Here is a 22,966-nt window from a genome sequence, read left to right as displayed (position 1 = left end):
CCACATCCGTGCCGCGTCGCCGGACCGCGCGGTGACCTGCGACATCACCGACCGCCCGGGCGCCTCGGGCAGCCCACGAATATAGCGCCGTCACCGCGGCGGGTCCTCCGGTGGCATGCGCAGCGGGGTTCCGGGGCGGCACAGCGCGCGGATGTCCTCCGCCGCGCTCGGGTACGCGGCGGCGAGGTCGTCGGCCGCGGCGCCCTCGTAGTCGGACGGCAGGAAGCCCGGCGCCATCGTCGTGCCGCAGAGCGCCCAGCTGCCGCCCGGCGCGACCCGGCCGCCCATCCACGTCCCGGCGGGCACGGTGAACTGGACGTGGTGACCGGCGGCCGGGTCGTGGCCGAGGACGGCCGTGCGGGCACCGCCGCCGGGGTCGAGCAGCAGCAGTGCGACGGGGTCTCCCCGGTGGAAGTGCCAGACCTCGTCGATGGGCAACCGGTGCAGGGCGGAGAACAGGCCGTCGCGCGCGGCGAGCAGCAGCAGGATCGCCGTTCCGGCCGGGCGGCCGGAGCCGTCCGGCGGCCCCGTCCACGTGCGCCGGAACAGGCCGCCCTCCACCGGCAGCGGCCGCAGGCCGTACCGCGCGGCGACCTCGGCGGGGTCCTCGGTCATGCGGTCCTCCCGAACCCGGTGTCCCACCGGGCCTGGTCGGGGAGCGGGTCGTCCACCCGGGCCCGGTACAGCTCGTAGTAGCGCTCGACCAGTCCGGCGGCGGCCAGCGCCGCGTTGGCGCGGTCGAGGTCGACGCCGTCGGCGAGGCCGTGGTCGGGCCGCGCGAGCACGCAGGCGCCGCAGGTCACCGCCGCGACGGTCAGGTCGGAGCACCGGTTGGACATGCTGTCGCTGCGGTGGAAGTTGACCGGGTAGCCGTCGGCGAGCACGGTCACCGGTCCGCGCGGCAGGTGGTACCGGGTGCCGATGTCGGCCACCGGCTCGACGCGGAGCGCCAGCTCGCGCAACGCGGTGAGGTCGAACTCGGTGTCCCGGCTGGAGACGCTCGCCAGCTGGCAGCCCGGCGGCAGCAGTCCGAAGTGGACGGATCCGAGGCTGGTCCGCCCGGTGCCGCCCACCACGAGGCGGGGGCGGTGCGCGCGCAGCAGGGACGGCAGGTCGCCGGACGTGGCGTACCCGCGCTCGTGGGCGGCGAGCAGCCGCAGCGCGTCGTCGTCGTGCACCGCGACGCGCATCCGCCGGTCGCGCAGCACGTCGGCGATCTGCTCGCCGATCCGGCCGTAGCCGACCACCAGCGCGGGCTGTCCCTCCAGCTTCTCCTCCGCCAGCAGGTCGACGATCGTGCGGACCGCCCGGTCGGCGACCCAGCGGGGCTCGATGGTGCGCTTGACCTCCGACTGCGCGACCGGGAAGACCGGCAGCGGGAGGTCGTCGAACGGTTCCAGCCGGAAGATCCCGGACATCGTCTGCTCCACCACGCCGCGGAACCGGGGCACCAGCTCCGGGTGCTCCCGCAACAGGGTGGGCAGCACGTATCCGCCGTCGTCGAGCGCCAGGCACCCGCCCGCGGCGCGGCGGCAGTGGTCGACGAGGGCGTCGGCGACGTGCGCGGTGTCGAACACCGCCACGCCCCGCGCGCGCAGGTGCGACTCGACTCGCCGCCGGTGCCGGTAGGCGTACTCCTTCTTGACCACCGTGATCCGGCGCGGGTCCGCGCCCAGCTCGACCAGCGTCTCCAGCTGGACGACGAGATCGGTGACCAGGTGCGCCACGACGAACAGCGCCAGCCCGCGCAGCGGGCGCCCGTCGACGTCCGCGGCGAGCCCGCGGGTCAGCGGCAGCTGGGGCGCCAACCGGCGGATCTCGTGGGCGGTGAACGGCAGTGCCTCGACGCAGGCGTAGACGTCGTCGACCTGGCGGTCGGAGAGCCGCCCGCGGTCGGTGATGGTGAGGCCGACGAGGTGGCTGTCCGCGGGGTGCTCGCGGGAGCGCGCGGCGGGCGCGATGGTGAGCACGGCCGTCGCCGCACCGCCCAGGTCCACCAGGTGCGCTCCGGCGGACAGGGCGGTGAACCGCGGGTACCCATCGTCCAGCGCGAGCTCGCGCAGGTTGGCGAACACGGCGCCCACGCTGGCGTCCAGCTCGTCCGGGGTGGTCTGCACCCGGGTCATCGCCGTTCCGAAAGCACTGCCGAACTCCCGCACCCCAACCTCCGTGCTCGCCAACCCACCGCGCTACCAGGTCGGGTGCGCGGAGACACCGCCGTCCACCCGCAGATCGTGGCCGGTGATCCACGACGCCATGGGCGAGGCCAGGAAGACGCAGGCGTCGCCGACGTCCTCGCCGCGGCCCAACCGCCGCAGCGGTGCCGCGCGCCGCCACCGGCCGACGCCCTCCGGCCACGACCGGTCCAGGCCGGGCCGCTCGATCAGCCCCGGGGACACCGAATTGACCCGGATGCCGAACCGGCCGTACTCCAGCGCCGCCGCTCGGGCGTGCATGATCACCGCCGCCTTGGACGAGCAGTAGTGCGCGTGCCCGGGCGCGGGCTGCGTCCCCTCGATCGATCCGATGTGGACGATGGAGCCACCGGGTCGGGGCATGAGCTCGGCGGCGAACCGGGTGCAGCGGAACACGCTCGTCAGATTGGTGTCCACGACCTCCCGCCACATGCCGTCGGTCATCGACCCGAGGTCCTGCACCGGTTGGACCCCGGCGGCGTTGACGAGGACGTCCAGGCTGCCGAGCCACGCAGCCGCGGTCTCGACCGCGTGGCGGCACCCCGCCTCGTCGCGCAGATCGGCGAGGACGGCGACGGCGCTGCCGCCCTGCGCGCGGATGTGCTCGACCAGCGACTCGACGTCGTGCCCGTGGTCGTTGCCGTGCGCGGCGACGACCGCACCGGCGGCGGCGAACCGCAGCGCGATTCCCCTGCCGACCTGGCCGCTCGCTCCGGTGACGAGCACACCCCTGCCGGTGAGGTCGGGCAGCGTCGCGTCCCTCATGCGGCGTCCGACATGCCGGCGGGCAGCGCGCCGCGTGCGAGGTCGACCGCGGCGCCGAAGGTCTCGTGCAGCGTGTCGGGCCGCGCGCTGTCGCTGGCCGGGACCAGGATCGTGGCGCACTGGATGCCGCGCAGCTGCCCGATGACCAACAGCGCGGCGGCCTCCATCTCGGTCGCCAGCACCCCGGAAGCGCGCAGCGCGGCCCAGTGCGACCGCACCCGCTCCCGGTCGACGACACCGCGGTCCGGGTGCTCGGAGTAGTACGCGTCCTTGCAGTGCGTCAGTCCGAAGTGGACCGGAACCGGGCAGTCGGCGGCCCGGTTGACCAGCTCCACCAGCAGCCGGTACCCGGGCACCGCCGGGTAGGCCAGGTCGACGTAGTGGGACGTGGTGCCCTCGTGCCGGACGCAGCCGGTCGACACCACCAGGGAGCCGATGGCCACGTCCTCGGACAGCGCGCCGCAGCTGCCGATGCGCACGATCGACTCGATGCCGAGGTCGGCGAGTTCCTCGACGGCGATCGCCGCAGCAGGTGCGCCGACCCCGGTCGAGCACACGATGACCGGCGGGTCCGCGTCGACGACGCTCCAGGCGAAGCCGCGCCGGGAACCGCGCGCCGTGGTGGCGCCCAGCATGTCCGCGAGCACGGGCACCCGGTCCGGGTTTCCGGTGAGGACCGCGCAGCGCGCATCGCCGGGCGCGAATCCGATCAAGTGGTTCGAGAAAGATTTCTCCGACACGATCCGTGCTCCGTTGTCGTGATGTTTCCAGTCGCTCGGCTGCCCACCCTATTCACGGCCACCCCGACGGGAAATGCCCTTTTCGGGGGAGCCACCCGGGACTCATTTTCGGATTATCGGTCGATTTCCGCGAATTCCGGTGCCGAAGCCGGGCGCGGGGGCTCGTTTCCACCACGGTTTCCGAGGTGCCGGTGCCGCGCAGGCCAGGTATTCGGTGCCGGTGAAGACCCCTTGAGACAGCTCCGAAAAAACGTCGACGCCGGTGAGACGTGAAAATCTTGAAACCCCGGCTGCGCCTTTCGGGCCATCTGCGGAAGAGTCTTACTCGGGCCGGTTGACACTTCTGCCGAGCGCGTGATCTCCTCCTGATCACGCAATTCCCGCCAGGCGCACAACGGTTGGTCCGCGCCCCGGGGAATGCGGGCGGAACCTTCGTTTCCGCCGAATGCGCACCGCTTTTTCCGAGGGGCTGCCCGGGGACGACACGTCCCCGCCGACGCTGGGGACTGAGGGAATCATGGACGGATTCGCCGGTGGGCCGACCGCCGAGCCGAAGGTGTGCCTCACCATCGGGTCCTCGGACTCCTCCGGCGGCGCCGGGATCCAGGGCGACATCAAGGCGCTCGCCTCCATCGGGTGCCACGCGGCCACCGCGCTGGTGGGGATCACGGCGCAGAACACGCGCGGCGTCGTGTCCCGGCACACGGTCCCCGTTCCCGCGGTGCGCGCGCAGATCGACGCCGTCCTCGACGATCTGGCCGTCGACGCGGTCAAGGTCGGAACGCTGTGGAGCGCCGAACTGGTCGCGGACCTCGCCGCGCGGCTGGCGGACCTCGCCGTGCCGCTGGTGGCCGACCCGGTCATGGTGACCGCGGCCGGATCCCGGCTGTACTCCGACGACGCGGTCGAAGCGTTCGTCGCCGAGCTCCTGCCGCTGGCCGCGGTGATCACGCCGAACCTCCCGGAGGCGCGGCTGCTGGCCCGCAGGCCGGACGAGGACGATCCGGTGCGGCTGTGCGCGGAACTCGCCCGGCTCGGGGCGTCGGCCGTGGTCATCACCGGGGGCGGTCGCGAGGTGGTGTGCGACTGGCTGTTCGACGGCCACCGCGACTACCGGTTCCGCAGCACCCCGTCGTCCGCCGCGGCCACGCACGGCGCGGGCTGCGCGCATTCCGCGCTCATCACCGGACTGCTGGCCCGGGGCGACTCGGTGGTGGAGGCGGTGTCGCGGGCCGGAGAACTGGCCGCCGAAGGCGTGGGACGGGGTCTGGTCGGGATCGGATCCGGCGAGAGCCCCGTCGACCTGCTGGACCTGCGGCGACGAGCGGACGCGCTGAGCCGGCCGCGCCGACCGATCCACCGGAGCCGGCCGACGGACCGGCGAGGGCACATCGCGGAGGGAACATGAGGTTCGACACGTTCCAGGACGCCTACCTGCACTGGTTGCGGGAGGTGTTCAACCACCCCGAATACCGCAACGCACCGCGCGGTTTCCCGAGCCGGGAGCGGCTCGCCGCGTCCTTCACCCTCGAACGGCCGGTGCAACGGCACGTGACGCTGCCCAGCAGGCGGACGAACCTGGTGTTCAACTACGCCGAGGTCCTGTGGTACCTGTCCGGGACGAACTCGCTGGAGCAGATCGCCCACTACGCCCCGAGCATCGCGAAGTACTCGGCCGACGGGCGGACGCTGGCCGGGACGGCCTACGGGCCGCGGATCTTCTCCCACGGGCGGGGGCGGATCGACCAGTGGCAGCAGGTGCTGAGCACGCTGCGGGAGGACCCGGACTCCAAGCGCGCCGTGGTGCAGATCTTCGACCCGGCCGAACTCGCGGTACCGGACAACATCGACGTCGCCTGCACGCTGGCGCTGCAGTTCTTCATCCGGGCGGGCCGCCTGCACGGCGTGGGCTACATGCGGGCCAACGACGCCTTCCGCGGCATGGTCAGCGACGTCTTCTCGTTCACCTTCCTCCAGGAGTTCCTGGCCCGGCAGCTCGGTTTGCGGGTGGGCCGCTACGTGCACAACGTCGGCTCGCTGCACGTCTACGCCCACGACGACGACTGGGCCCGGCGGGTGCTGGCCGAGGCCGCGGCGACCGGCCTGCGCAGGCAGCGCTTCCCGGAGCTGCCGAAGGGCGACAACTGGCCGCACCTGCGCGCCGTGCTCGACGTGGAGAAGTCGTTGCGCCACAACGAGTTCGGGCTCCACGAGAACCGGGACGCACTGGTCGGGCTGCCGGAGTACTGGCGCCAGGTGCTGCTGCTGTTCGAGGCGTACCGCCAGGTCCGGTACGAGGACGGGTTGGCGCACCGGACGTTGGACGGGATGTGGCCGGTTTTCCGGGATTCGGTGCGCAACCGGTGGCCGGCGCACCTCGCCGGGCAAGTACGTGATCACGACATCGTCGGTGGGAGGACCCAGTGACCGGTTTCTGCTTCGACCAGGGCATCCGCAGCGTGTTCGTCGGCGGACCGTTCCTCAACGCGGTCGACCCGAAGACCAAGGAGATCGACCCGGGCGAGAAGAACCGCCTGAGCGTTCTGATCGACTACTTCGAGGGCGAGGGCTGCCAGGTGCACAACGCGCACCGCAGGGAGAGCTGGGGCAAGGACTTCCTGCCCCCGGACGAGTGCACGCCGCTGGACTACTACGAGATCGGCAAGAGCGACCTGTTCGTCGCGTTCCCCGGCAGTCCGCCCTCCCCCGGCACGCACGTCGAGGTCGGGTGGGCCTCCGCGCTCGGCAAACCGATGGTGCTGCTGCTGGAGGAGGACCGCAGGCACGCCCCGCTGATCGTGGGGTTGCCGCACGTCGCCAACGTCGAGCTGGTGACCTACGCCGACGTCGGCGAGCTGGTGCCCCGCCTGCGCGACCCCATCGCCCGGGTGATGACCCGGCACCGGGCCCGCCCGCGGGTCGAGCGAGGTCCGGCCGCCGCCCCCGTTAACGTGTGCGCCGGGTGATCAGCCGATCACGAAGTGGAATCGACGCTGCGGAGGAGTCGCGATGGCGGAGGAAACGGACGCGCGGAAGGTGCGGGCGGCGTTCGAGGAGGCGTGCCCCGGAGTCCGCGTCGACCGGATGTCCCCGATGGCGGGCGGGTACACCAGCGCGCACTGGCGGTTCGACACCGACGAAGGCCCGCTGCTGCTGAAAGTGCCGGTGCGCAACAGCGATCCCGAGCACTTGCGCCACCTGCTGGTGGCGACCCGGTTGGCCGCCGAGGCCGGTCTTCCCGTGGTGCGCTTCCGGTCCTTCGTCCCGCACGCGCACGAGCTCGGCAAGCCGGTGCTGGTGCTGGAGTTCGTCGACGGCGAGCAGGCCAGCGCGGCGTGGACGTCGTTGCGGGCGGCGGATCGGGCCCGGATCTCCGAGGAAATGGGGTCGCTGCTGGGCCGGCTGCACGCCGCCACCGGCGCCGACCGGCTGACCGACGCCCTCGGCGGCCGGGAGGTGCCGTCAGTGGCCGAGGAGGCGCGCAACGGGCTGGACGAGGCGTTGGGCACCCTCGCCGACGTCCGGATCGACGGCGGGTGGTCGCGGGTCCGGGAACGGGTCCAGAAGCGCGTCGAGGACATCGGTGCGGTGCGGCCGGTGCTCACCCATCGCGACTTCTACCTCGACAACGTGCTGGTGTCCGGAGGTTCGGTGCGGGCGGTCCTCGACTTCGAGCACGCGCGGTTCAGCGACCAGTACTCGGAGTTCGGCAAGATCTCGGAGCTGCTGTTCGACTGGTACCCGGAGACCCGCGGGCCCTTCCTGGACGGCTACCGGCGGTGGCACGAGATCGACGACGGCGCGTGGGCGCGGATCCACGCGCACTGCGGGCTCTACAACGTCGTCATGTGCGGCTACTTCGCGCGGTGGGAACCCGAGCTGGTGCCCGAGTACACCACCCGCATCGAGCAGTGGCTGCGGGAGGACGAACGCCGTGGCTGAACCGGTCGAGGTGCGCTGCACGATCAACGGGTCGGCCCACACCGCGGCCGTCGCGCCCGGCACCACGCTGGCCGAGCACCTCGACCGCTGCGGTTTCCCCACGAACGTCGGGTGCGGCGAGGGAACCTGCGGCACCTGCCTGGTGCGGGTGGACGGCCGACCGGTGCAGTCCTGCCTGACGCTGGTGGCCACTGTGGACGGTTCCGTGGTGACGACCGTGCACGGGCTCCGCGGCCCTGACGGCGGGCTCACCGGGGCCCAGACCGCGATCAGCGCCGAAGGTGGCCTGCAGTGCGGGTTCTGCACCCCGGCGTTCGTGCTGCTGCTCGACGAGATGTCCGGCTCCGGGGCGCCACCGGATCCCGAAGCGCTGCGGGAACGGCTCAGCGCGGTGACCTGCCGGTGCACCGGGTACGCCGGTCTGCTGCGCGCGGCCCGGCGGGTCCGCTGCGGACCGGTCGCCACGGAACCACCGCGACGCCGGGAGGATTCCCGGTTGCTGACCGGCCGGGGCGACTACCTCGGCGCCCGGTCGGTGCCCGGCCAGCTGCACGCGCGGTTCGTCCGCGCCGCCCACCCGCACGCCGACGTCATCGCCGTCGACACCGCCGCCGCGACGGCGATGCCGGGGGTGGCCGGGGTGTTCACCGCGGACGACCTGCCCCCCTCTGCCGTCCGCTTCACCACCGGGGACGCACCGTTCCCGGAGAACACCCTGGCCACCGACCAGGTGCGCTACACCGGCCAGCCGGTCGCGGTCGTGGTCGCCGCGACGCGGGACCAGGCCGAGGACGCGGCCCGGGCGGTCCGCGTGGCGTACCGGCCCCGGGGCCCGCACCGGTCGGAGGTCCGCCGGAGGTTCCAGGACGTGGGGGCGGTGGACCGGGCGCTGGCGGCGGCGCCGGTCGTGGTCCGCCGGTCCTTCGCGGTCGGTCGGCACACCGGTATGCCGATGGAGACCCGCGGGCTGCTCGCCGAGCCGCGCGACGGCGGTCTGGTGCTGCACGGGCTGACCAAGCAGGTCCGCGCGAACCGGGACCGGGTGGCCGCGATGCTCGGCCTGGCCCCGGAACGGGTCGACGTCGTCCCGACCGACGTCGGCGGGGCGTTCGGCGTCAAGGGCGAGTTCTACCCCGAGGACGTGGTGGTGCCGCTGGCCGCGTTGCGGCTCGGCAGGCCCGTCAAGTGGATCGAGGACCGCGACGAACACCTGATCGCGACCAACCACTCGCGCGAGCAGGCGTGGGAGGTCACCCTGGCCGCCGACACCGACGGCGCGCTGCTGGCCGCGCGGGTGGACGTCGTGGTCGACGCGGGCGCCTACCACCGGCCGCTGACCGACCTGATGCCCGCGTTCGCCACCGCGATGTTCCCGGGCCCCTACCGGCTGCCGCACTACCGCGCGGACGTCACGATCCGGTACTCGCACAAGACCCCGACCGGCCCGTACCGCGCCCCGGGCCGGTTCGAGGTCGGCTTCGTGCGCGAACGCGCGCTGGACCTGCTCGCCGCCGAACTCGGCCTGGCACCGGACGAACTCCGGTGGCGGAACCTGCTGTCCCCGGCGGAGTTGCCGCACCGGCCCGGCACCGAGTGCGAGGGTGTCGTGGAGTACGACGAGGGCGACTGCGGCAGCGCTTTCGCCGCGGCGGTCGCGGCGGCCGAGCGGTACCGCACCGCGCCCGCCGAGCCCGGCGTGCGGCGGGGCGCGGCGGCCGTGCCGTTCGTGGAGAAGGAAGGAGCCGGGGAGGCCGAGACCGCCACGGCGCGGCTGCACCCGGACGGCCGGGTGACCGTCGAGGTCGACAGCGCCTCCTCCGGGCAGGGCCACGAGACGACGCTGGCGGCGGTCGCCGCCGAGGCGCTCGCCGTGCCGCCGCAACGGGTGGTGGTCTCCGCCGGCCGGGCCGCCGCGGGCGCGCGCGGCCTCGGCACGTTCGCCAGTCGGACCGCGCTGATGACCGGCAACGCGGTCGCGGCCGCCGCGTCCCGGCTGGCCGAACAGGTCCTCGCGGCGGTGGCCCGTCGACGCGGCGTGCCGCCCGGCGAGCTGCGGCTGGCGCCGCGCGGCGGGCCCGGTGCGGTCTCGCCGGTCGAGGTCGCCGGATCGCTGAGCGCCGAGGACCGCACCGCGACGGCGACGTTCCGGCCCGGCGGGCACTCCTACCCGCGCGGGGCGGTGGCGGTGGCCGTCGACGTCGACATCGCGACGTTGCGCACCCGGGTCCGGCACGTGCACGTGTTCTGCGACGTGGGTCGGGTGCTCGACGAGGTGGTGGTGCGCGGGCAGATCGTCGGTGGCGTGGTGCAGGGAGTCGGCGGGGCCGTGATGGAGAACCTGCCCTACTCCGACTCCGGGCATCCACTGGTGCGGCGGCTCGCCGACTATCCCGTCCCGTTGGCCGCCGACGCCCCCGACGTCGAGATCTCCCTGGCCGCCGGGCGCGCGAGCGGCAACCCGTTGGGCGTGCGCGGGGTCGGCGAGCTGGGCACCGCACCGATCGGCGGAGCCGTGGCGGCAGCGGTCGCCGACGCGGTGCCCGAGATCGCCGCCGAGATCGTGGAACTGCCGCTGACACCGTCCACAATGCACGGATCTTGGGTCCGTTCCGGCGCCCCGGACCTCGCGGGCGCCGTGGCGCGGGAGGCGGTGCCATGACCTTCCACTACCACCGCCCGACCACCACGGCGGCGGCGCTGCGCCTGCTGGGGCCCGGCAGTTGCGTGCTGGCGGGCGGGCAGAGCCTGGTGCCGGCCCTGCGCCGCCGGGAGCGGCGGCCGAGCCACCTCGTCGACATCGCGGCGGTGCGCGGCGAACTCGGTTCGGTCCAGGTGCGTTCGGACGCGCTGGCGGTGGGTGCCGGGGTGCGCCAGCAGGAACTCGTCGACCGCGCACCGGCGGGCCACGACGCCCTGGTGGAGGCGCTCCGGCGCGTCGGCAACCACGTGGTGCGCCGCAACGGCACCGTGGTCGGCATCGTGGCCCACGCCGATCCGGGGTGCCAGCTGGCCGCGGTGTGCGGGGCGGTCGGCGCCACCGCGGTGGCGGAGTCGCTGCGCGGCGTTCGGCGCATCCCGGCGTGGGACCTGTTCCGCGCGGCCGCGCGCAGGCGTCCGGACGAGCTGGTGACGGGGTTGGAATTCCCCGCGCCGGCACCGGGTTCGGCGAGCGCCTTCCGCCAGGTGTCGCTGCGCCGCGCCGGTGGCCCGCACCTGGTGTCCGTCGCCGCGCGGATCGTCCTGGCCGACGGCTGGTGCACCGACGCCGCGGTGGCCGCGGCGGTGCCCGGGCAGGGTTGCGCGGCGCTGACCCGCACCGCCGACGCGCTCGTCGGGACCCGGGTGCACGCCGAGGACATCGCGACGGAGCTGGTGGAAGGCGAGATCGCGCTGGTCGACGACGGGTTCGCCACGGCGGCCTACCGGTACCACGCGCTGCGCGCGCTGGTCCGCGGAACCGTCCTGGTGGCGCGGTCCCGGGCGGAGGGAGTGCGGTGAACACCAGGGTGGCCGTGCTGATCGCCTCCACGCTCTACCTCGAACGGATGCGGGAGGCGACCGGTGTGCTCCGGGAACTGGGCGTCCCGGTGACCGAACGCGGCCTGTCCGCGCACCGGACTCCCGACGAGACCGCCGAATTCGCCCGCCGGGCGCGGGAGAACGGCTTCGCCGCGATCGTGTGCGGCGCCTCCCGCGCGGCGCACGTGGCCGGTCTGGTCGCCGCGCACACCACGCTGCCGGTGATCGGCGTGCCGATGAGCGGCGGAACGCTCGGCGGTGTCGACGCGCTGTGCTCGACCGCCGCGATGCCCGCCGGCTTCCCGGTGGCCACGGTCGGCATCGACGACGCGCGCAACGCGGGCCTGCTCGCCGCCCAGATCGTCGCGCACGGCGATCCGGCGGTGCGGGCGAACCTCGACCGGTACCGGGAGCGGATGCGCAGAAGAGGAGCTGAGATCGATGCCCAACTCGTTCGTTGAGGAGTGCGACGAGTTCGTCGGGGACGCCTGGCTGGCGTACCGGAACCACCCGTGGATCGAGGCGATGGCCGCCGGGACGCTTCCGGTGGAGAAGTTCGTGCGGTTCCAGGTCGACGACGCCCCGTACATCTCCGACCTGCACCGGGCGCTGGCGCTGGGCGTCTCCAAGGCGCCGACCGGCAGCAGCTGGGCCAAGGCGGCGTGCACGGTGCTCGACGACGTGTGGGTGCTGGGCGAGATCGAGGCCAAGCAGGAGCTGCTCGCCGAACTGGGGCGCACCGCTCCCCTGCCGCGCGGGCCGGAGGCGTACTGCCCGGCCCGGGAGGCTTACGCCAACCACCTGGTCCGCACCGCGTTGGAGTGCCCGATCGGGGAGATCGCCGCGGCGCTGCTGCCGTGCGCGATGTTCACCGAGGTGATCGGGCGCCGGTTCCGCGACGTCGACATCCCCGGTCCGGACGCGTACCGCCGGTGGGCGCGCATCTACGTGGAACGCGCGGTGCACCGGATGGCCGCCGAGCACGCCGCGATGATGGAGGCGGAGGCGGCGCGCACCGACGACCGCGGCCGCGCGCGGATGAAGCTGAAGTACCTGCGCAGCGTCCAGCACCAGATCGCCGTGTTCGACTCCGCGTGGGAGTTGGACGTCGACTGGCCGGGAAGCCGCGCGCGGACCGCGGTGCTCCATGGTTGAGCGCCGGACCATGCGGGCCGCGGTGCTCCGCGCCGTCGGTGACCTCGCGGTGCGCGACCACCCCGTGCCCCGCCCCGGCAGCGAGGAGGTGCTGGTGGCCGTGCACGCGGCCGGGGTGTGCCACACCGACCTGCACCTGGTCGACGCCGTTCCGGAGGCGCCGCCGCTGCCGCTGGTCCTGGGGCACGAGTTCGCCGGGGAGGTCGTCGAATGCGGGCCGGGAGCACCGGATTCGCTGCTCGGGCGGCGCGTGCTGGTCTACTACTACAACGGGTGCGGCGAATGCCGGTGGTGCGGGCGCGGCGCCGAGAACCTGTGCCCGGACCTCCGGCAGAAGTGGGGTTTCACCGCGGACGGCGGGTTCGCCGAGTACGTGCGCGTGGCGGCCCGGTGCTGCGTCGTGCTGCCCGACTCGGTGTCCACCGCGGATGCCGCGGCGCTGGGTTGTTCGGGCACCACGGCCCTGCACGCGGTCAACCGCGTCGCCGCCGTCCGGGACGGCGACGTGGTCGTCGTGCTGGGCGTCGGCGGGGTCGGTCTCTCCGTCGTGCAGGCGGCCCGGTCGGCGGGGGCCACCGTCATCGCGGCCGGTCGTTCGGCGGCGAACCTGCGCCGAGCCCGGGAGCTGGGCGCCGCGGCGACCGTCGACACCGGCCGCGACGGCCTCGACTCGGCGGTCCGCGAGCTGACCGGTGGCGACGGGTGGGACGTGGCCTTCGACATGGTCGGTTCGGGCGGCACGCCCGGCGCGGCGCTGCGGTGCGCGCGCAGCGGCGGCACGCTCGTGCTGGTCGGCTACACCGGCGAACCCGCCGCGGTCGACGTCGCGCGGATCGTGACGAACGAACTGGTCGTGCGGGGTGCGGTCGGGTCCACTCTGGACGATGCGCGGGAGGTCGTGCGGCTGGCCGCGCAGGGCCGGATGACGCCGACGATCTCGCAGGTGCACAGCCTGGAGAACGCCGGGACGGCGCTGCGGATGCTGCGGGAGGACCGCTGCCAGGGCCGCGCCGTCCTGGTGCCGCGCCACCTCGCCTGAACCGCTCAGAGCCTGTCTTCGGACTCGTTTTGCGCGGCGGTGCCGGTAGCGGAACCTCAGCGGCCGTCTCGACTGCGGAAGCCCTCCTGATGTATGCCCAATACACGGCGTCGGGGCTGTCCTCGCGAGACGACCGCTGAGAACCCGCGGCGGTGCGGGCTGCGAGACCACTCACCGAAAGAGAAAGCGGCTCACGCCGCTTACCACGCGGGTTCCGGGACCAAGTTCACAGACAGGCACTCAGGCGCACGCCGGTGCTGCGTCCGCGGGTGCCGGGTGCACCGGTGCGCGGCCCGCTGCCCAGGCCATCGCGGCCAGCAGCAGCGCGGTCGCGGCGGGAAGGGCGCTCGTTTCCAGCAGTTCGACCGGGGACAGCGCCAGGGCTTCCCGGTACGGGGTGACCTCCCACCACTGCGACCGGGCGGTGAAGGCGGCCACCACCGCGGCCAGCACCGCGCCCCAGCCCGGGGACCGCAGGGTCCACGCCCAGCGGCAGCACAGGACCAGCGTCGGCGCGATCCACACCCAGTAGTGCGCCCAGGCCACCGGGGCGAGCAGGTCGGCCGCCAGCGCCCAGGCGAGCAGCGGTGCCACCACCGCGTCCGAAGTGGACCGGGTGCGCCGGTGGATCGCCGCCACCAGCAGCACGACCAGGACCGCGATCAGTCCGAACAGGACGGTTCGCAGCACGGCGAGGTCCGCGCGGCCGTGGGTGGCCCGCACCAGCGCGCTCCACGCCGAGCGGCTGAACAGGTTCTCCGGGGCCTCGCCGCGCGGGGCGATGCCCAACGTGGCCCAGAAGTGCGCGGTCTCCACCGGTCTGCGCACCAGCTCGACCGCACTGATCGCGGTGAAGCAGCCCAGTGCCGTGGCAGCGGCCCGGAACCGGCGGGTGGCGAGGAGGAACACGACGAACACACCGGGGATGAGTTTGAGCGCCGTCGCGAGGCCGATCCCGACGCCCTGGGCGCGCCGGGGCAGCAGGGCGAGGTCGCAGGCCACCAGGGCCATCAGGACGAGGTTGAGCTGCCCCACGAACAACGAGTTCTCCACCGGTTCCAGCAGCGGCGAGGCGACCGCCGCCGCGAGCGCGGCGACCGCGCGGACGCTGCGGCGCGCCCCCGCCAGGCGCAGGCACGACCACACCGCGGCCTGCAGGGCGAGCAGGCTCACCGCGTTCCACCCCACCGCGACCGCGTCGGGGGTATCGCGCGGGAGCAGCGCGAACAGATCGGCGGCCACCGGTGGGTACTGGAACAGCAGCCCGAACGGTCCGAGCGGTGTGGTGTACAGCGCCGTGGCGGGAAGGTGCGCACCGTCCAGGTAGACCCGCAGGTCGGTCATCCAGCCCTCGTCGTCGGCGCGCACCAGGAAGTGCAGGACGGCGACCAGCACCGCGGCGAACGCGCTCCCGGCCCAGTAGGCCGTTCCCCGCGTGCCCGGTCTGCGCAGACGCGTGGCCATCGGCGAACCTCCGATCAGTCCGGCGCCGGTTGGGCGACCCGGCCGCCGAGCGCCTGCTGGGGCAGGTGTTTTTCCAACCGGAGCATCCCCACCGCCCCGGTGGCGGCGAGCGCGGCGATCGCGATCCACGGCAGCGGCGCGGCGGTGCTGAACAGCGTCGCGAACAACGCCGGGGCGACCATGCCGGAAATCGTGAAGGAGTACTGGAAAACCGCGAGGTAGCGGCCTCGGGTCGCGTCCGGTGCCACCGCCGAGGCCAACGCGTTCGAAGTGGGCGCGTGGACCAGTTCCGCGGCGGTGAAGCACAACGTCACCACGACCAGGTACCCGAGGACCGCTCGGCCGGGGACGAGCACCGCGCACGCCATGGCCAGGCCCCAGGCGCTCCACATCGCCCCGGCCAGCGCCAGCGAGCGGGTGCGGGGCAGGTCGCGCACCACCTTGGTCGCCCGCGCCTGCCCGAGGGCGAGCACCGCCGTGTTCATCGCCAGCAGCGGTCCGACGAGCCAGGACGGCGCGTCCGGGAGACCGCGCGCGACGTAGATCGGCAGTGCGACGCCGAGGAACGAGTGCGAGAGCGTGAACAGGCTGTTCACCAGGACGAGCCCGAGGAAAGGCCGGTCCCGCACCAGGTTCCGGTACCCTCCGCGGACCGGCTCGGCCGCCGCCCGCCCGCAGACGTCGGAGAACCCCGCGATGAGCACGAGCGCCGCGAGCGTGAAAGCGCTCGCGCTGATCGTGATCAGCGTGCGCCACGTCGTTTCCGGCGCGCTGAGCAGCAGTCCGGCGACCAGCCCGCCGGTGCCGTACCCGCCCGCCTGGGCCATGCCGACGACGGCGAACCACTCGTCGCGCCGCCGCCGCGGGTCCCGGGCCGCGATCTCGGAGACGAAGGTGAAGATGGACGACCAGAACGCGCGTTGCCCGGTCGACACGAGGAAAGCGGCGAGGACGAGCGTGATCTCGTCGGACACCGCGAGATAGCCGAAGAACCCGACCGCCTGGAGCAGCTGGGCGGACACCACGACGCGGTGCGCACCGACCCGGTCCACGAGATGTCCGACGAGTGCCGGCAACGGCAGCGTCGCGGCCGTCGCAGTGCTGAGCAGCACGCCGACGACCGCGAGCTCGATGCGCGGAACCCGGGTGAAGTACAGCAGCGAAATCGGCACGAACAGCCCGGAACCGAGCGCGTCGACGGCCAGGGTCGCGAACAGCACCGCCCGTTTGATCCGCCCCATGCGCTCTTCTCCCCGCACCGCCGTGCCGATGACTGGTGACCGGTCCTCGCCCGAACCCGGGCGTTCCCGACGATCAGCGTAACGGCGCTGCGCTGCCCGGAAAACGATGTTGACCCGTTCGTATTGCCCGGCACAGCGCGGAAAACCGCGCGGAACGCGGCGGCGCGACCGGGCCGCGGCCGATAGCGTGCCGCGCATGGGTGCTGCGGACGACGGGGTGACGCCGTGGACCGACGACGCGGTCGCGGCGGAATTCGGTGAACTCGACACGGACCTGTGGTGGCGGGCCGGATACCGGTTCCTGCCGGCGGAACTCGGCATCGCCGCGGGCGCGGCGCGGGGCGCGCGGGTGCTCGACGTCGGCTGCGGCACGGGCGGGATCGCCCGGTGGATCGCCCGCACCTGCGGCGTGCGCGCCCTGGCGGTCGACCCGTCGGAGGCGATGATCGCGCGGGCCGAGCCCGCACCGGGCGTGGAGTACCGGGTGCTCCGGGACGGGCGGCTGGCGGCCGAGGACCGCTCGGTGGTCGCGGCGTGGGCCGCGTTCGTCTACGTCTGCGAGCCCGACCTGGCGGTGCTGGAGCGGTTGACCGCGGAGGTCCACCGGGTGCTGCGCCCCGGCGGCCGGTTCACCGTGCTCGACTCGAACCCGGACACCACCGGGGTGGCCTTCGACGGGCTGCGGCAGGGAGAACCGGGCGTGCGCTACCGCGCCGGCCAGCGGATGCCGGTGGACCTGCGGCGCCGCGACGGCCGCTGGACGCGCATCGCGGACGTCCACTGGCCGACCCGGACCTACCTGGACCTGCTGTCCGGCGCGGGCTTCGCGGACCTCGCGGTCCGCCGCCCCGGGGTCACCGCCGAGGACGGGCGTCAGGCGGCGCCTTTCATGCTGGTCACCGGCGTGCGGACCGAGTAGGTGCGAACGGGGTCGATGTGCCATGGTTGGCACGTGCCAGTGGCACGACTCCCGTCCCTGCCAATGCGACGGCGGCCGGGCGGCGCCCTGGTCGTGATGACGTCCGTCGCGGTGGCACTGGTGCTCTCGCGCGCACTCCCGCCGCCGCTGCTGCGGCTCGTCGCCGACCTGACCGGCCTGATCAACTCCGTCGCCGCGACGGCCGCGTTCGCCTGGACCGCCCGCGCCTGCCACGGCGCCGAGCGGCACTGGCGCGTGTTCATGTCCGCCGGCATGGCCGGGTGGGCCGTCGGACAGGTGGTGTGGACCTGGCACCGCACCGTCGACAACTCGGTGCTGACCTTCCCGAACCTGGAGAACACGCTCTACCTGGCGGCGCCGGTGGGGGTGTTCGCGGCGTTGGTGGTCATCGCCCGCGCCGACCGCGCCACCTCCCGGGACTACGACACCGCGGCACCGACGCGGGTGCTGGTGCTCGACGGCCTGGTCATCGTCGCCTCGATGGTCGGGCTGGCCTGGGAGGTGCTCAGCGCGGGCCAGCCGGGGCGCGTCGGGTTCGGCAAGACCCTGCTGACCGTCAGCTACACGATCGGCGACCTGGTGCTCATCGTGCTGGTGATCCTCATGGCGGTGACCCTGCACAGCATGTGGCGGCCCCGGCTGAGCTGGCTGATGGCCGGGCTCACCGCCATCGGCGCCTCCGACGTCATCTACGCCTACGCGATCACGACCGGCCGCGCCATCCCCGGCGCCGGCGACCTCGGCTACATGACCGGTCCGCTGCTCCTGCTGCCCGCCGCGTTCACCCCGGCCCGCCGGGAGAGCACCCGGCGCCGCTCCGCGCCGCCCGTGCTGCTCGGGCTGCCCTACGTCCCGCTGGCCGCGCTCTGCGCCGTGGTCGTGCTGGACGCCGGCGCGGGACGGGTGCAGGCCGTCGAGATCTACGTGCTCACCGCGGTGGTGGCCCTCGTCGTGGCCCGGCACCTGGTCACCATGCAGCAGCTCTACCGGGCGCACCGCTGGCTGTCGCACCACGCGCTGCACGACCCGCTCACCGGCGCGGCCAACCGCGCGCTGCTCGCCGACCTCCTCGACGACACCGCGACCGGTCCGCAGCACCCCCGCGGCGCGGGCCTGGTCTACGTCGACATCGACCACTTCAAGGCCATCAACGACGCGCTCGGGCACCGGGCCGGCGACGTCCTGCTGCGCACGGTCGCGCACCGGCTGCGGCAGTGCGTGCGCGCCGGGGACACCGTCGCCCGCGTCGGCGGCGACGAGTTCGTCCTCCTCGTCAACCCCGCCCCCAGCGACCCCGACGACCTGCTGCGGCGCATCGCCACCGCCTTGGAAGTCCCCATCGCGCTGGACGACCGGGCCACGCCCATCACCATCACCGCCAGCCTCGGCTACCACCCGATCGCTCCCGACCAGGACCCGCACGACGCGCTGGCCAACGCCGACCGGGCGATGTACCGGCACAAGCGCGGGCCGCGCTGACGCCGGTGGATTCCCGCGCTCCGCGGGGTACTCCGGGGTTCCGCGGACCTGGGGAGTGGTCATGGCCGTCAGCATCGAACCGGGGCGGCACCGCGCGGTGCTGTTCGACCTCGACGGCGTGGTCACGGACGCGGGGGCGGTGTTCGACGACGCGCGGTCGCTGGTGGCGCGGCTGCGCGAGCAGGGCGTGCGGACCGCCGTGTTCTCCGCGGGCCGGAACTGCCGGGACGCGCTCGCGCGCGAGGGGATCGCCGACCTCTTCGACGCGCGGGTGGACGGCTCGGGACCGCCCGGCCCGGCGGTGCTGCTGGAAGCCGCCCGGCGTGTGCGCACCGAGCCGCGCGCGGCGGCGGCGGTGGTGGTGGCCGAGGACGCGACGGCCGCGCGGGAGGCCGGTTTCGGCCTGGTCATCGCCGTGGCCCGGCACGGGGCACCGCAGCCCGGCCCGGTCCCGGCCGTCACCTCGCTGGCCGACGTGGCCGTCGCCGCCTCCCCGCGCCTGCGCCTGTCGGCGGTGTCGGACGCGCTGGACGGGTGGGAGGAGATCGCCGCTCGGCTGCGCGGCCGGGACCCGGTGTTCGTCTTCGACTTCGACGGCACGTTGGCTCCGATCCGCGACGATCCCGACGCGGTCGCCCTGCCGCCGGAGAACCGCCGCGTGCTGGAGCAGCTGGCCGCGCACCACCACGTCGCGGTGCTGAGCGGTCGCGACCTCCAGGACGTGCGGGCCCGGGTGCCCGCCCGCGGGCTGTGGTACGCGGGCAGCCACGGCTTCGAGGTCGCCGGCCCGTCCGGCGAGCACTTCTGCCAACCGGACGGAGCGGCCGCCGTGGACGACCTGGACGAGGCCGAACGGCGCCTGTCCGCCGCGTGCGGGTCGACGCCGGGGGCGCTGATCGACCGCAAGCGGTTCGCGCTGGCGGTGCACTACCGCAGGACGCCGCCGGATTCGGTCGACGATCTGCTGGCCGCGGTGCGCGACGTCGCCGACGCCAGCTCGGCGTTGCGGGTCACGCGGGGCCGCATGGTCGTGGAAGTGCTGCCGAACGTCGCCTGGGACAAGGGGCGCGCACTGCGCCTGCTGCTCGACGAGTGGGGGCTCGCCGGCACCGCGCTGCCGGTGTTCGCCGGGGACGACTACACCGACGAGGACGCGCTGCGCGAGATCCACCACGACGGGATCGGCGTCGTGGTGCGCAGTGCCGAGCACGGGGACCGGCTGACGTGGGCGCACTACGCCGTCGACGATCCGGACGAACTGGCCGGGCTCCTCGACCGGATGGCGGCGGTGGTCTGAAGCCGCACCTGCCCCACCGCGACTCCACGGCGCCGCGTGGAAATTCCCCTACCCGGGCAGGACCATGCCGCTTTTCGGCGGCCCGGCAGGTCCCGCCACCGCGACGACCGTGCCGCGCTGGGGCGTGCGTCGGGGTCGGCGTTCGTCCGGTCGCAGCCGCCGGGCCACCCCGATCAGGCTTGGTGGGAGGAAACCCTGCGAACACGGCGGAACGACCAACCGATCGCCCTCGCTCTCCTACGCTGCTCGCCGACCTGTTGGCCGATTCCAGTGGAGTCCAATCACATGATTCGCAAGATCGCGACGGGTGCGGCGCTGACCACGTGCCTGCTGTCCATCGGTGCGCCTGCGATGGCTGCGGAGTGGAGGTACGTCATGTCGTCCGGCGACCGGCATGCCGTCGAGGCCGAATGCAACCAGGGCAAGATGTGGGGCGAATGGTCCGAGTGCGACATCCGCCAGGACAACGGATACCACCTCTTCGTGCGCTGACGGCGCCGCCACGGTGCAGCGGGGACTGCGCGGCCGGGCGGTCGCGCGGTCCCCGGTGCTTTTCCGGCCGGAGCCGGACGTGCTGTCCGATCGCGCCACATCGTCCGTCCAAAAGGGACGATTCGCGGATTTTCCGGCAGCATCCCGGAAGACACGGGGCCGCGGTCGATCATCCGGGCTTGATCACCAAGCCGCCCACGTGCTGAACCCCGGGGAATCGCGGGTTCTCGTCCGCCGGGGCCGACGCGACGAGGTTCGCGATCCCGGAAGGGGCGGACCCCGTGCTCGACGCGAGCCGCGAATCCGGTCCGGCACGGTGCGGGCGGACCACGAGCCACCCGCGGCCGAGTGCTCGGCCGGGGGTGGCTCGTGGTCTAGGATCAGCGGGTCGAACTCGCCGGTCGGCACGAGGAACCCCGCTCGGCACCCTTGGCGGCGGGACGCGCCGGAACCGAAGGAGAAGGATGCACCAGGTGCGGCACTCCGACGACGGCATGCGCGGCGCACCGCCGCGGTGGTCCCGCGCCCCGGGTCGCGAGACCACCGCCCACCACGTCCGCGACTTCTACGCACACCTGCTCGTGCAGCGGGTGTTCGCCCGCGACCCGGACGGCTGGCTGCTCAAGGCGCCGCTGCCCGTGCTGGTCCGCGACCCGGACGCGCGGCTGCGCGGTTGCGCCGCGGGCGCGGACGTCGACGAGGCGGTGATCGCCCTGCGCCGGATCGTCGAGACCGACGGCGGCGACCGCGTCCGGTTCCGGCACGTGTCCACCGCGCGGACGGAGGAGGATCCCGCGAGTTGCGGCGTGCGGTTCTCGGTGACCGTGGGCAGCGCCGGGGTGACCGTGGTCGACGTCGTGCTGGTCACCGGCCCGCGCCCCGTCGGCGAGCCGGTGCGGCGCCCGCTGCCGCGCATGCCGGGAGCCGGTGTCGAGTCCGTGTGGGCTCGGCGGTGGCCCGCGGAGGACCACGTCGCGGAGCAGATCTGCGCGCTGCACCGGACCGGTTCGCAAACCCGGCAGGTCGAGGCCCTGGTCGCGCTGCTGGTGATCGCGCTCACCGAGACCGTCGACGGTCGGCGCGCTCGCCAGGCCCTCCGCGCCGAGTACGCCCGCAACGTCACCGCCGGAGCGGAGATCGAGCTGCCGCCGCGCTTCCGGGAGCCGGGCGGTGCATGGCAGGAGCACTACCGCGCGCGGGCCGCCGAAGTCCCGGAGCTGGCCGCGCACGGCACGCCGCGCGCGGCCTGCGAACTGGCGGACGCGTTCCTGTCCCCGCTGCTCGGATCGCTCCTCCCGGACGTGTGGGACCCCGGCGCGCTGACCTGGTGCTGACCCGGTTCACAACGGCGCGAGCGGACCGTCCGGATTCGCGGGTGCGACGCAGCTGCGCGGCGGGTCGACGAGCGAGCAGGGCGCCGGTGGCCGCGCCGGTCGGTAGCCGGGCGGCACGCCACCGCCCCGGATCACGTCGCGGTAGGCGGCGACGCCGTCGGTGGGCCTGCGCGTCAGCGACGGGTCGGTGAGCGCGTCCACCCGGTACAGCCCGAACCGGGGCCGGTAACTGCCCCATTCGTAGTTGTCGGTGATGCTCCAGTGGTTGTAGCCGATGACGTCCATGCCGTCGGCTTTGGCGCGTTGGAGCCAGAACACGGTGTCCCGAATGGACTGCGCGCGGGTGTAGCCGTCCGCGCGCGGCCGGGCGTCGTCGGTCGGCAGGCCGTTCTCGACGACGTACAGCGGCAGGTCCGGATAGCGGTCGGCGTAGTAGCGCAGCGCGTGGTAGATGCCCTCGGGCTGCGGCCGGACCTTCCAGAGCTCGTCGAACAGGGCGTGGCCCGCCGACAGGTTCGTCGGGCTCAGGCCGTAGTAGTAGTCGATCCCGACGAAGTCGAGCTTGTCGGCGATCCGGTCCATCACCACCGCGTCGGTCGCGGCGTTGAACCCGGGGTAGAACGCCTGGTTGCTGGTGACCCGCCCGGTGGGGTCGAGGGCGTGGACGAGGTCGTAGGCCCGCCGGTGCGCGCGGACCACGTTGGCTTGCCAGGCGGGGATCCGCAGCGGGTCGAGCGCGCCGATCTTCAGCTCCTGGTTCAGGAATTCGACCGGTTCGTTGAAGGTCACCCAGAGCACGCCCTGCCCGCGGTAGCGCTGCACGACGGCGCGGGCGAACGCGAGGAAGTCGTCCACCGTCCGCGCCGCGGCGAACCCGCCCCGGTCGGCGATCCAGCCGGGGTACACCCAGTGGTCGAGCGTGATCATCGGTGTCATCCCGGCGGCGCGGACGTGCGCGACGACGTCGTCGTAGTAGGCGAGTTCCCGCTCGTCCCACACGCCCGGAGCGGGCTGCACGCGAGCCCATTCCACGCTGAACCGGAAGGTGTTGACGCCCATGCCCTTCGCCAGGCGGATGTCCTCGGCGTAGCGGTGCCGGAAGTCGGTCGCCCGGGCGTACGGGTCGACGTCGGCCGAGGCGACGTGCCGCGACCAGTTGCTGTCCGGCGCAGTCCCCTCGACCTGGAAGCCCGCGGTCGCGACTCCCCAGTAGAAGCTCCGCGACCACCCGTGCGCCTGCGCCGGAACCGCCGCGACCGGCACGAGGACGACGCCCAGTACGAGCACGCACAGCACGCTGCGCAGCCGCCCGAACCCCACCCGCCACATGTGAAAGAAATTTACGTTTGACCCGGTGCGGGGTC

General features: G+C 73.7%; 21 protein-coding genes. 14 read left to right on the top strand and 7 right to left on the bottom strand.

The window, feature by feature from the left end; translation table 11 throughout:
* Positions 1-90 precede the first annotated feature (90 nt).
* The 4 genes from NV263_RS12420 to NV263_RS12405 form a co-directional block, all read right to left on the bottom strand.
* Entirely contained in the window at positions 91-615 is a 525-nt protein-coding gene (locus NV263_RS12420) for a cupin domain-containing protein (protein ID WP_263253186.1), read from the bottom strand.
* Complete coding sequence (locus tag NV263_RS12415; RefSeq protein ID WP_263253184.1) at positions 612-2,126, bottom strand: Rossmann-fold NAD(P)-binding domain-containing protein; 1,515 nt, start codon at positions 2,124-2,126, stop codon at positions 612-614. The genes NV263_RS12420 and NV263_RS12415 overlap by 4 nt, the downstream gene beginning before the upstream one ends.
* 63 nt (positions 2,127-2,189) lie before the next feature.
* The gene (locus NV263_RS12410) at positions 2,190-2,960 is read right to left on the bottom strand and encodes an SDR family NAD(P)-dependent oxidoreductase (RefSeq protein WP_263253182.1); all 771 of its coding nucleotides are present in this window, start codon (positions 2,958-2,960) and stop codon (positions 2,190-2,192) included.
* Positions 2,957-3,700, bottom strand: a complete 744-nt coding sequence (locus tag NV263_RS12405; protein ID WP_263253180.1) for a phosphorylase family protein — start codon at positions 3,698-3,700, stop codon at positions 2,957-2,959. Before NV263_RS12405 ends, NV263_RS12410 begins: the two co-directional genes overlap by 4 nt.
* Positions 3,701-4,217: 517 nt before the next feature.
* Between NV263_RS12405 and thiD the strand changes: the two genes are divergently transcribed.
* The 9 genes from thiD to NV263_RS12360 are packed head-to-tail and all read left to right on the top strand — an operon-like array spanning position 4,218 to position 13,355.
* Entirely contained in the window at positions 4,218-5,108 is an 891-nt protein-coding gene (thiD, locus tag NV263_RS12400; protein WP_263253178.1) for a bifunctional hydroxymethylpyrimidine kinase/phosphomethylpyrimidine kinase, read from the top strand.
* Positions 5,105-6,127, top strand: a complete 1,023-nt coding sequence (locus tag NV263_RS12395; protein ID WP_263253176.1) for a thymidylate synthase — start codon at positions 5,105-5,107, stop codon at positions 6,125-6,127. The genes thiD and NV263_RS12395 overlap by 4 nt, the downstream gene beginning before the upstream one ends.
* The gene (locus tag NV263_RS12390; RefSeq protein ID WP_263253174.1) at positions 6,124-6,666 is read left to right on the top strand and encodes a nucleoside 2-deoxyribosyltransferase; all 543 of its coding nucleotides are present in this window, start codon (positions 6,124-6,126) and stop codon (positions 6,664-6,666) included. The genes NV263_RS12395 and NV263_RS12390 overlap by 4 nt, the downstream gene beginning before the upstream one ends.
* A gap of 43 nt (positions 6,667-6,709) precedes the next feature.
* Positions 6,710-7,642, top strand: coding sequence for a phosphotransferase family protein (locus tag NV263_RS12385; protein ID WP_263253172.1), 933 nt, complete (start codon positions 6,710-6,712; stop codon positions 7,640-7,642).
* Positions 7,635-10,301, top strand: a complete 2,667-nt coding sequence (locus NV263_RS12380) for a molybdopterin-dependent oxidoreductase (protein WP_263253171.1) — start codon at positions 7,635-7,637, stop codon at positions 10,299-10,301. Before NV263_RS12385 ends, NV263_RS12380 begins: the two co-directional genes overlap by 8 nt.
* Positions 10,298-11,140: an FAD binding domain-containing protein gene (locus tag NV263_RS12375; protein ID WP_263253169.1), complete on the top strand. Its 843-nt coding sequence runs from the start codon at positions 10,298-10,300 to the stop codon at positions 11,138-11,140. The genes NV263_RS12380 and NV263_RS12375 overlap by 4 nt, the downstream gene beginning before the upstream one ends.
* Positions 11,137-11,622: a 5-(carboxyamino)imidazole ribonucleotide mutase gene (locus NV263_RS12370; RefSeq protein ID WP_263253167.1), complete on the top strand. Its 486-nt coding sequence runs from the start codon at positions 11,137-11,139 to the stop codon at positions 11,620-11,622. The genes NV263_RS12375 and NV263_RS12370 overlap by 4 nt, the downstream gene beginning before the upstream one ends.
* Positions 11,603-12,316, top strand: coding sequence for a TenA family protein (locus NV263_RS12365; RefSeq protein WP_263253164.1), 714 nt, complete (start codon positions 11,603-11,605; stop codon positions 12,314-12,316). Before NV263_RS12370 ends, NV263_RS12365 begins: the two co-directional genes overlap by 20 nt.
* On the top strand, positions 12,309-13,355 hold the full coding sequence (locus tag NV263_RS12360) for an alcohol dehydrogenase catalytic domain-containing protein (protein ID WP_263253162.1): 1,047 nt from the start codon (positions 12,309-12,311) through the stop codon (positions 13,353-13,355). The genes NV263_RS12365 and NV263_RS12360 overlap by 8 nt, the downstream gene beginning before the upstream one ends.
* A 240-nt stretch (positions 13,356-13,595) precedes the next feature.
* Here the strand turns inward: NV263_RS12360 and NV263_RS12355 are convergent, their stop codons facing one another.
* The gene (locus tag NV263_RS12355) at positions 13,596-14,819 is read right to left on the bottom strand and encodes a glycosyltransferase family 87 protein (RefSeq protein WP_263253160.1); all 1,224 of its coding nucleotides are present in this window, start codon (positions 14,817-14,819) and stop codon (positions 13,596-13,598) included.
* 14 nt (positions 14,820-14,833) lie between these two features.
* The gene (locus tag NV263_RS12350) at positions 14,834-16,060 is read right to left on the bottom strand and encodes an MFS transporter (RefSeq protein WP_263253159.1); all 1,227 of its coding nucleotides are present in this window, start codon (positions 16,058-16,060) and stop codon (positions 14,834-14,836) included.
* Between the two features lie 196 nt (positions 16,061-16,256).
* Between NV263_RS12350 and NV263_RS12345 the strand changes: the two genes are divergently transcribed.
* The 5 genes from NV263_RS12345 to NV263_RS12325 all read left to right on the top strand — a co-directional run bounded on the left by NV263_RS12345 (position 16,257) and on the right by NV263_RS12325 (position 21,602).
* Entirely contained in the window at positions 16,257-16,979 is a 723-nt protein-coding gene (locus NV263_RS12345) for a class I SAM-dependent methyltransferase (protein ID WP_263253158.1), read from the top strand.
* 63 nt (positions 16,980-17,042) lie between these two features.
* Positions 17,043-18,479 (top strand): GGDEF domain-containing protein, encoded by a 1,437-nt coding sequence (locus NV263_RS12340; RefSeq protein ID WP_263253156.1) that lies wholly within the window; start codon positions 17,043-17,045, stop codon positions 18,477-18,479.
* Positions 18,480-18,540: 61 nt separating this feature from the next.
* Positions 18,541-19,776 carry a trehalose-phosphatase gene (gene otsB, locus NV263_RS12335; RefSeq protein ID WP_263253154.1) on the top strand — a complete coding sequence of 412 codons (1,236 nt, stop codon included), beginning with the start codon at positions 18,541-18,543 and terminating at the stop codon, positions 19,774-19,776.
* A 285-nt stretch (positions 19,777-20,061) separates the two neighbouring features.
* Positions 20,062-20,268, top strand: a complete 207-nt coding sequence (locus NV263_RS12330; RefSeq protein WP_263253152.1) for a hypothetical protein — start codon at positions 20,062-20,064, stop codon at positions 20,266-20,268.
* 473 nt (positions 20,269-20,741) lie between these two features.
* The gene (locus NV263_RS12325; protein ID WP_263253151.1) at positions 20,742-21,602 is read left to right on the top strand and encodes a hypothetical protein; all 861 of its coding nucleotides are present in this window, start codon (positions 20,742-20,744) and stop codon (positions 21,600-21,602) included.
* Positions 21,603-21,608: 6 nt separating this feature from the next.
* Here the strand turns inward: NV263_RS12325 and NV263_RS12320 are convergent, their stop codons facing one another.
* Positions 21,609-22,931 carry a glycoside hydrolase family 1 protein gene (locus tag NV263_RS12320; RefSeq protein ID WP_263253150.1) on the bottom strand — a complete coding sequence of 441 codons (1,323 nt, stop codon included), beginning with the start codon at positions 22,929-22,931 and terminating at the stop codon, positions 21,609-21,611.
* Positions 22,932-22,966 lie beyond the last annotated feature (35 nt).

The organism is Saccharopolyspora rosea (genome assembly GCF_025643595.1).
GTDB classification, from domain to species: Bacteria; Actinomycetota; Actinomycetes; order Mycobacteriales; family Pseudonocardiaceae; genus Saccharopolyspora; species Saccharopolyspora rosea.
Note: the sequence above shows the minus strand (reverse complement) of the source record. Positions and strands in the feature narration are given on the sequence as shown.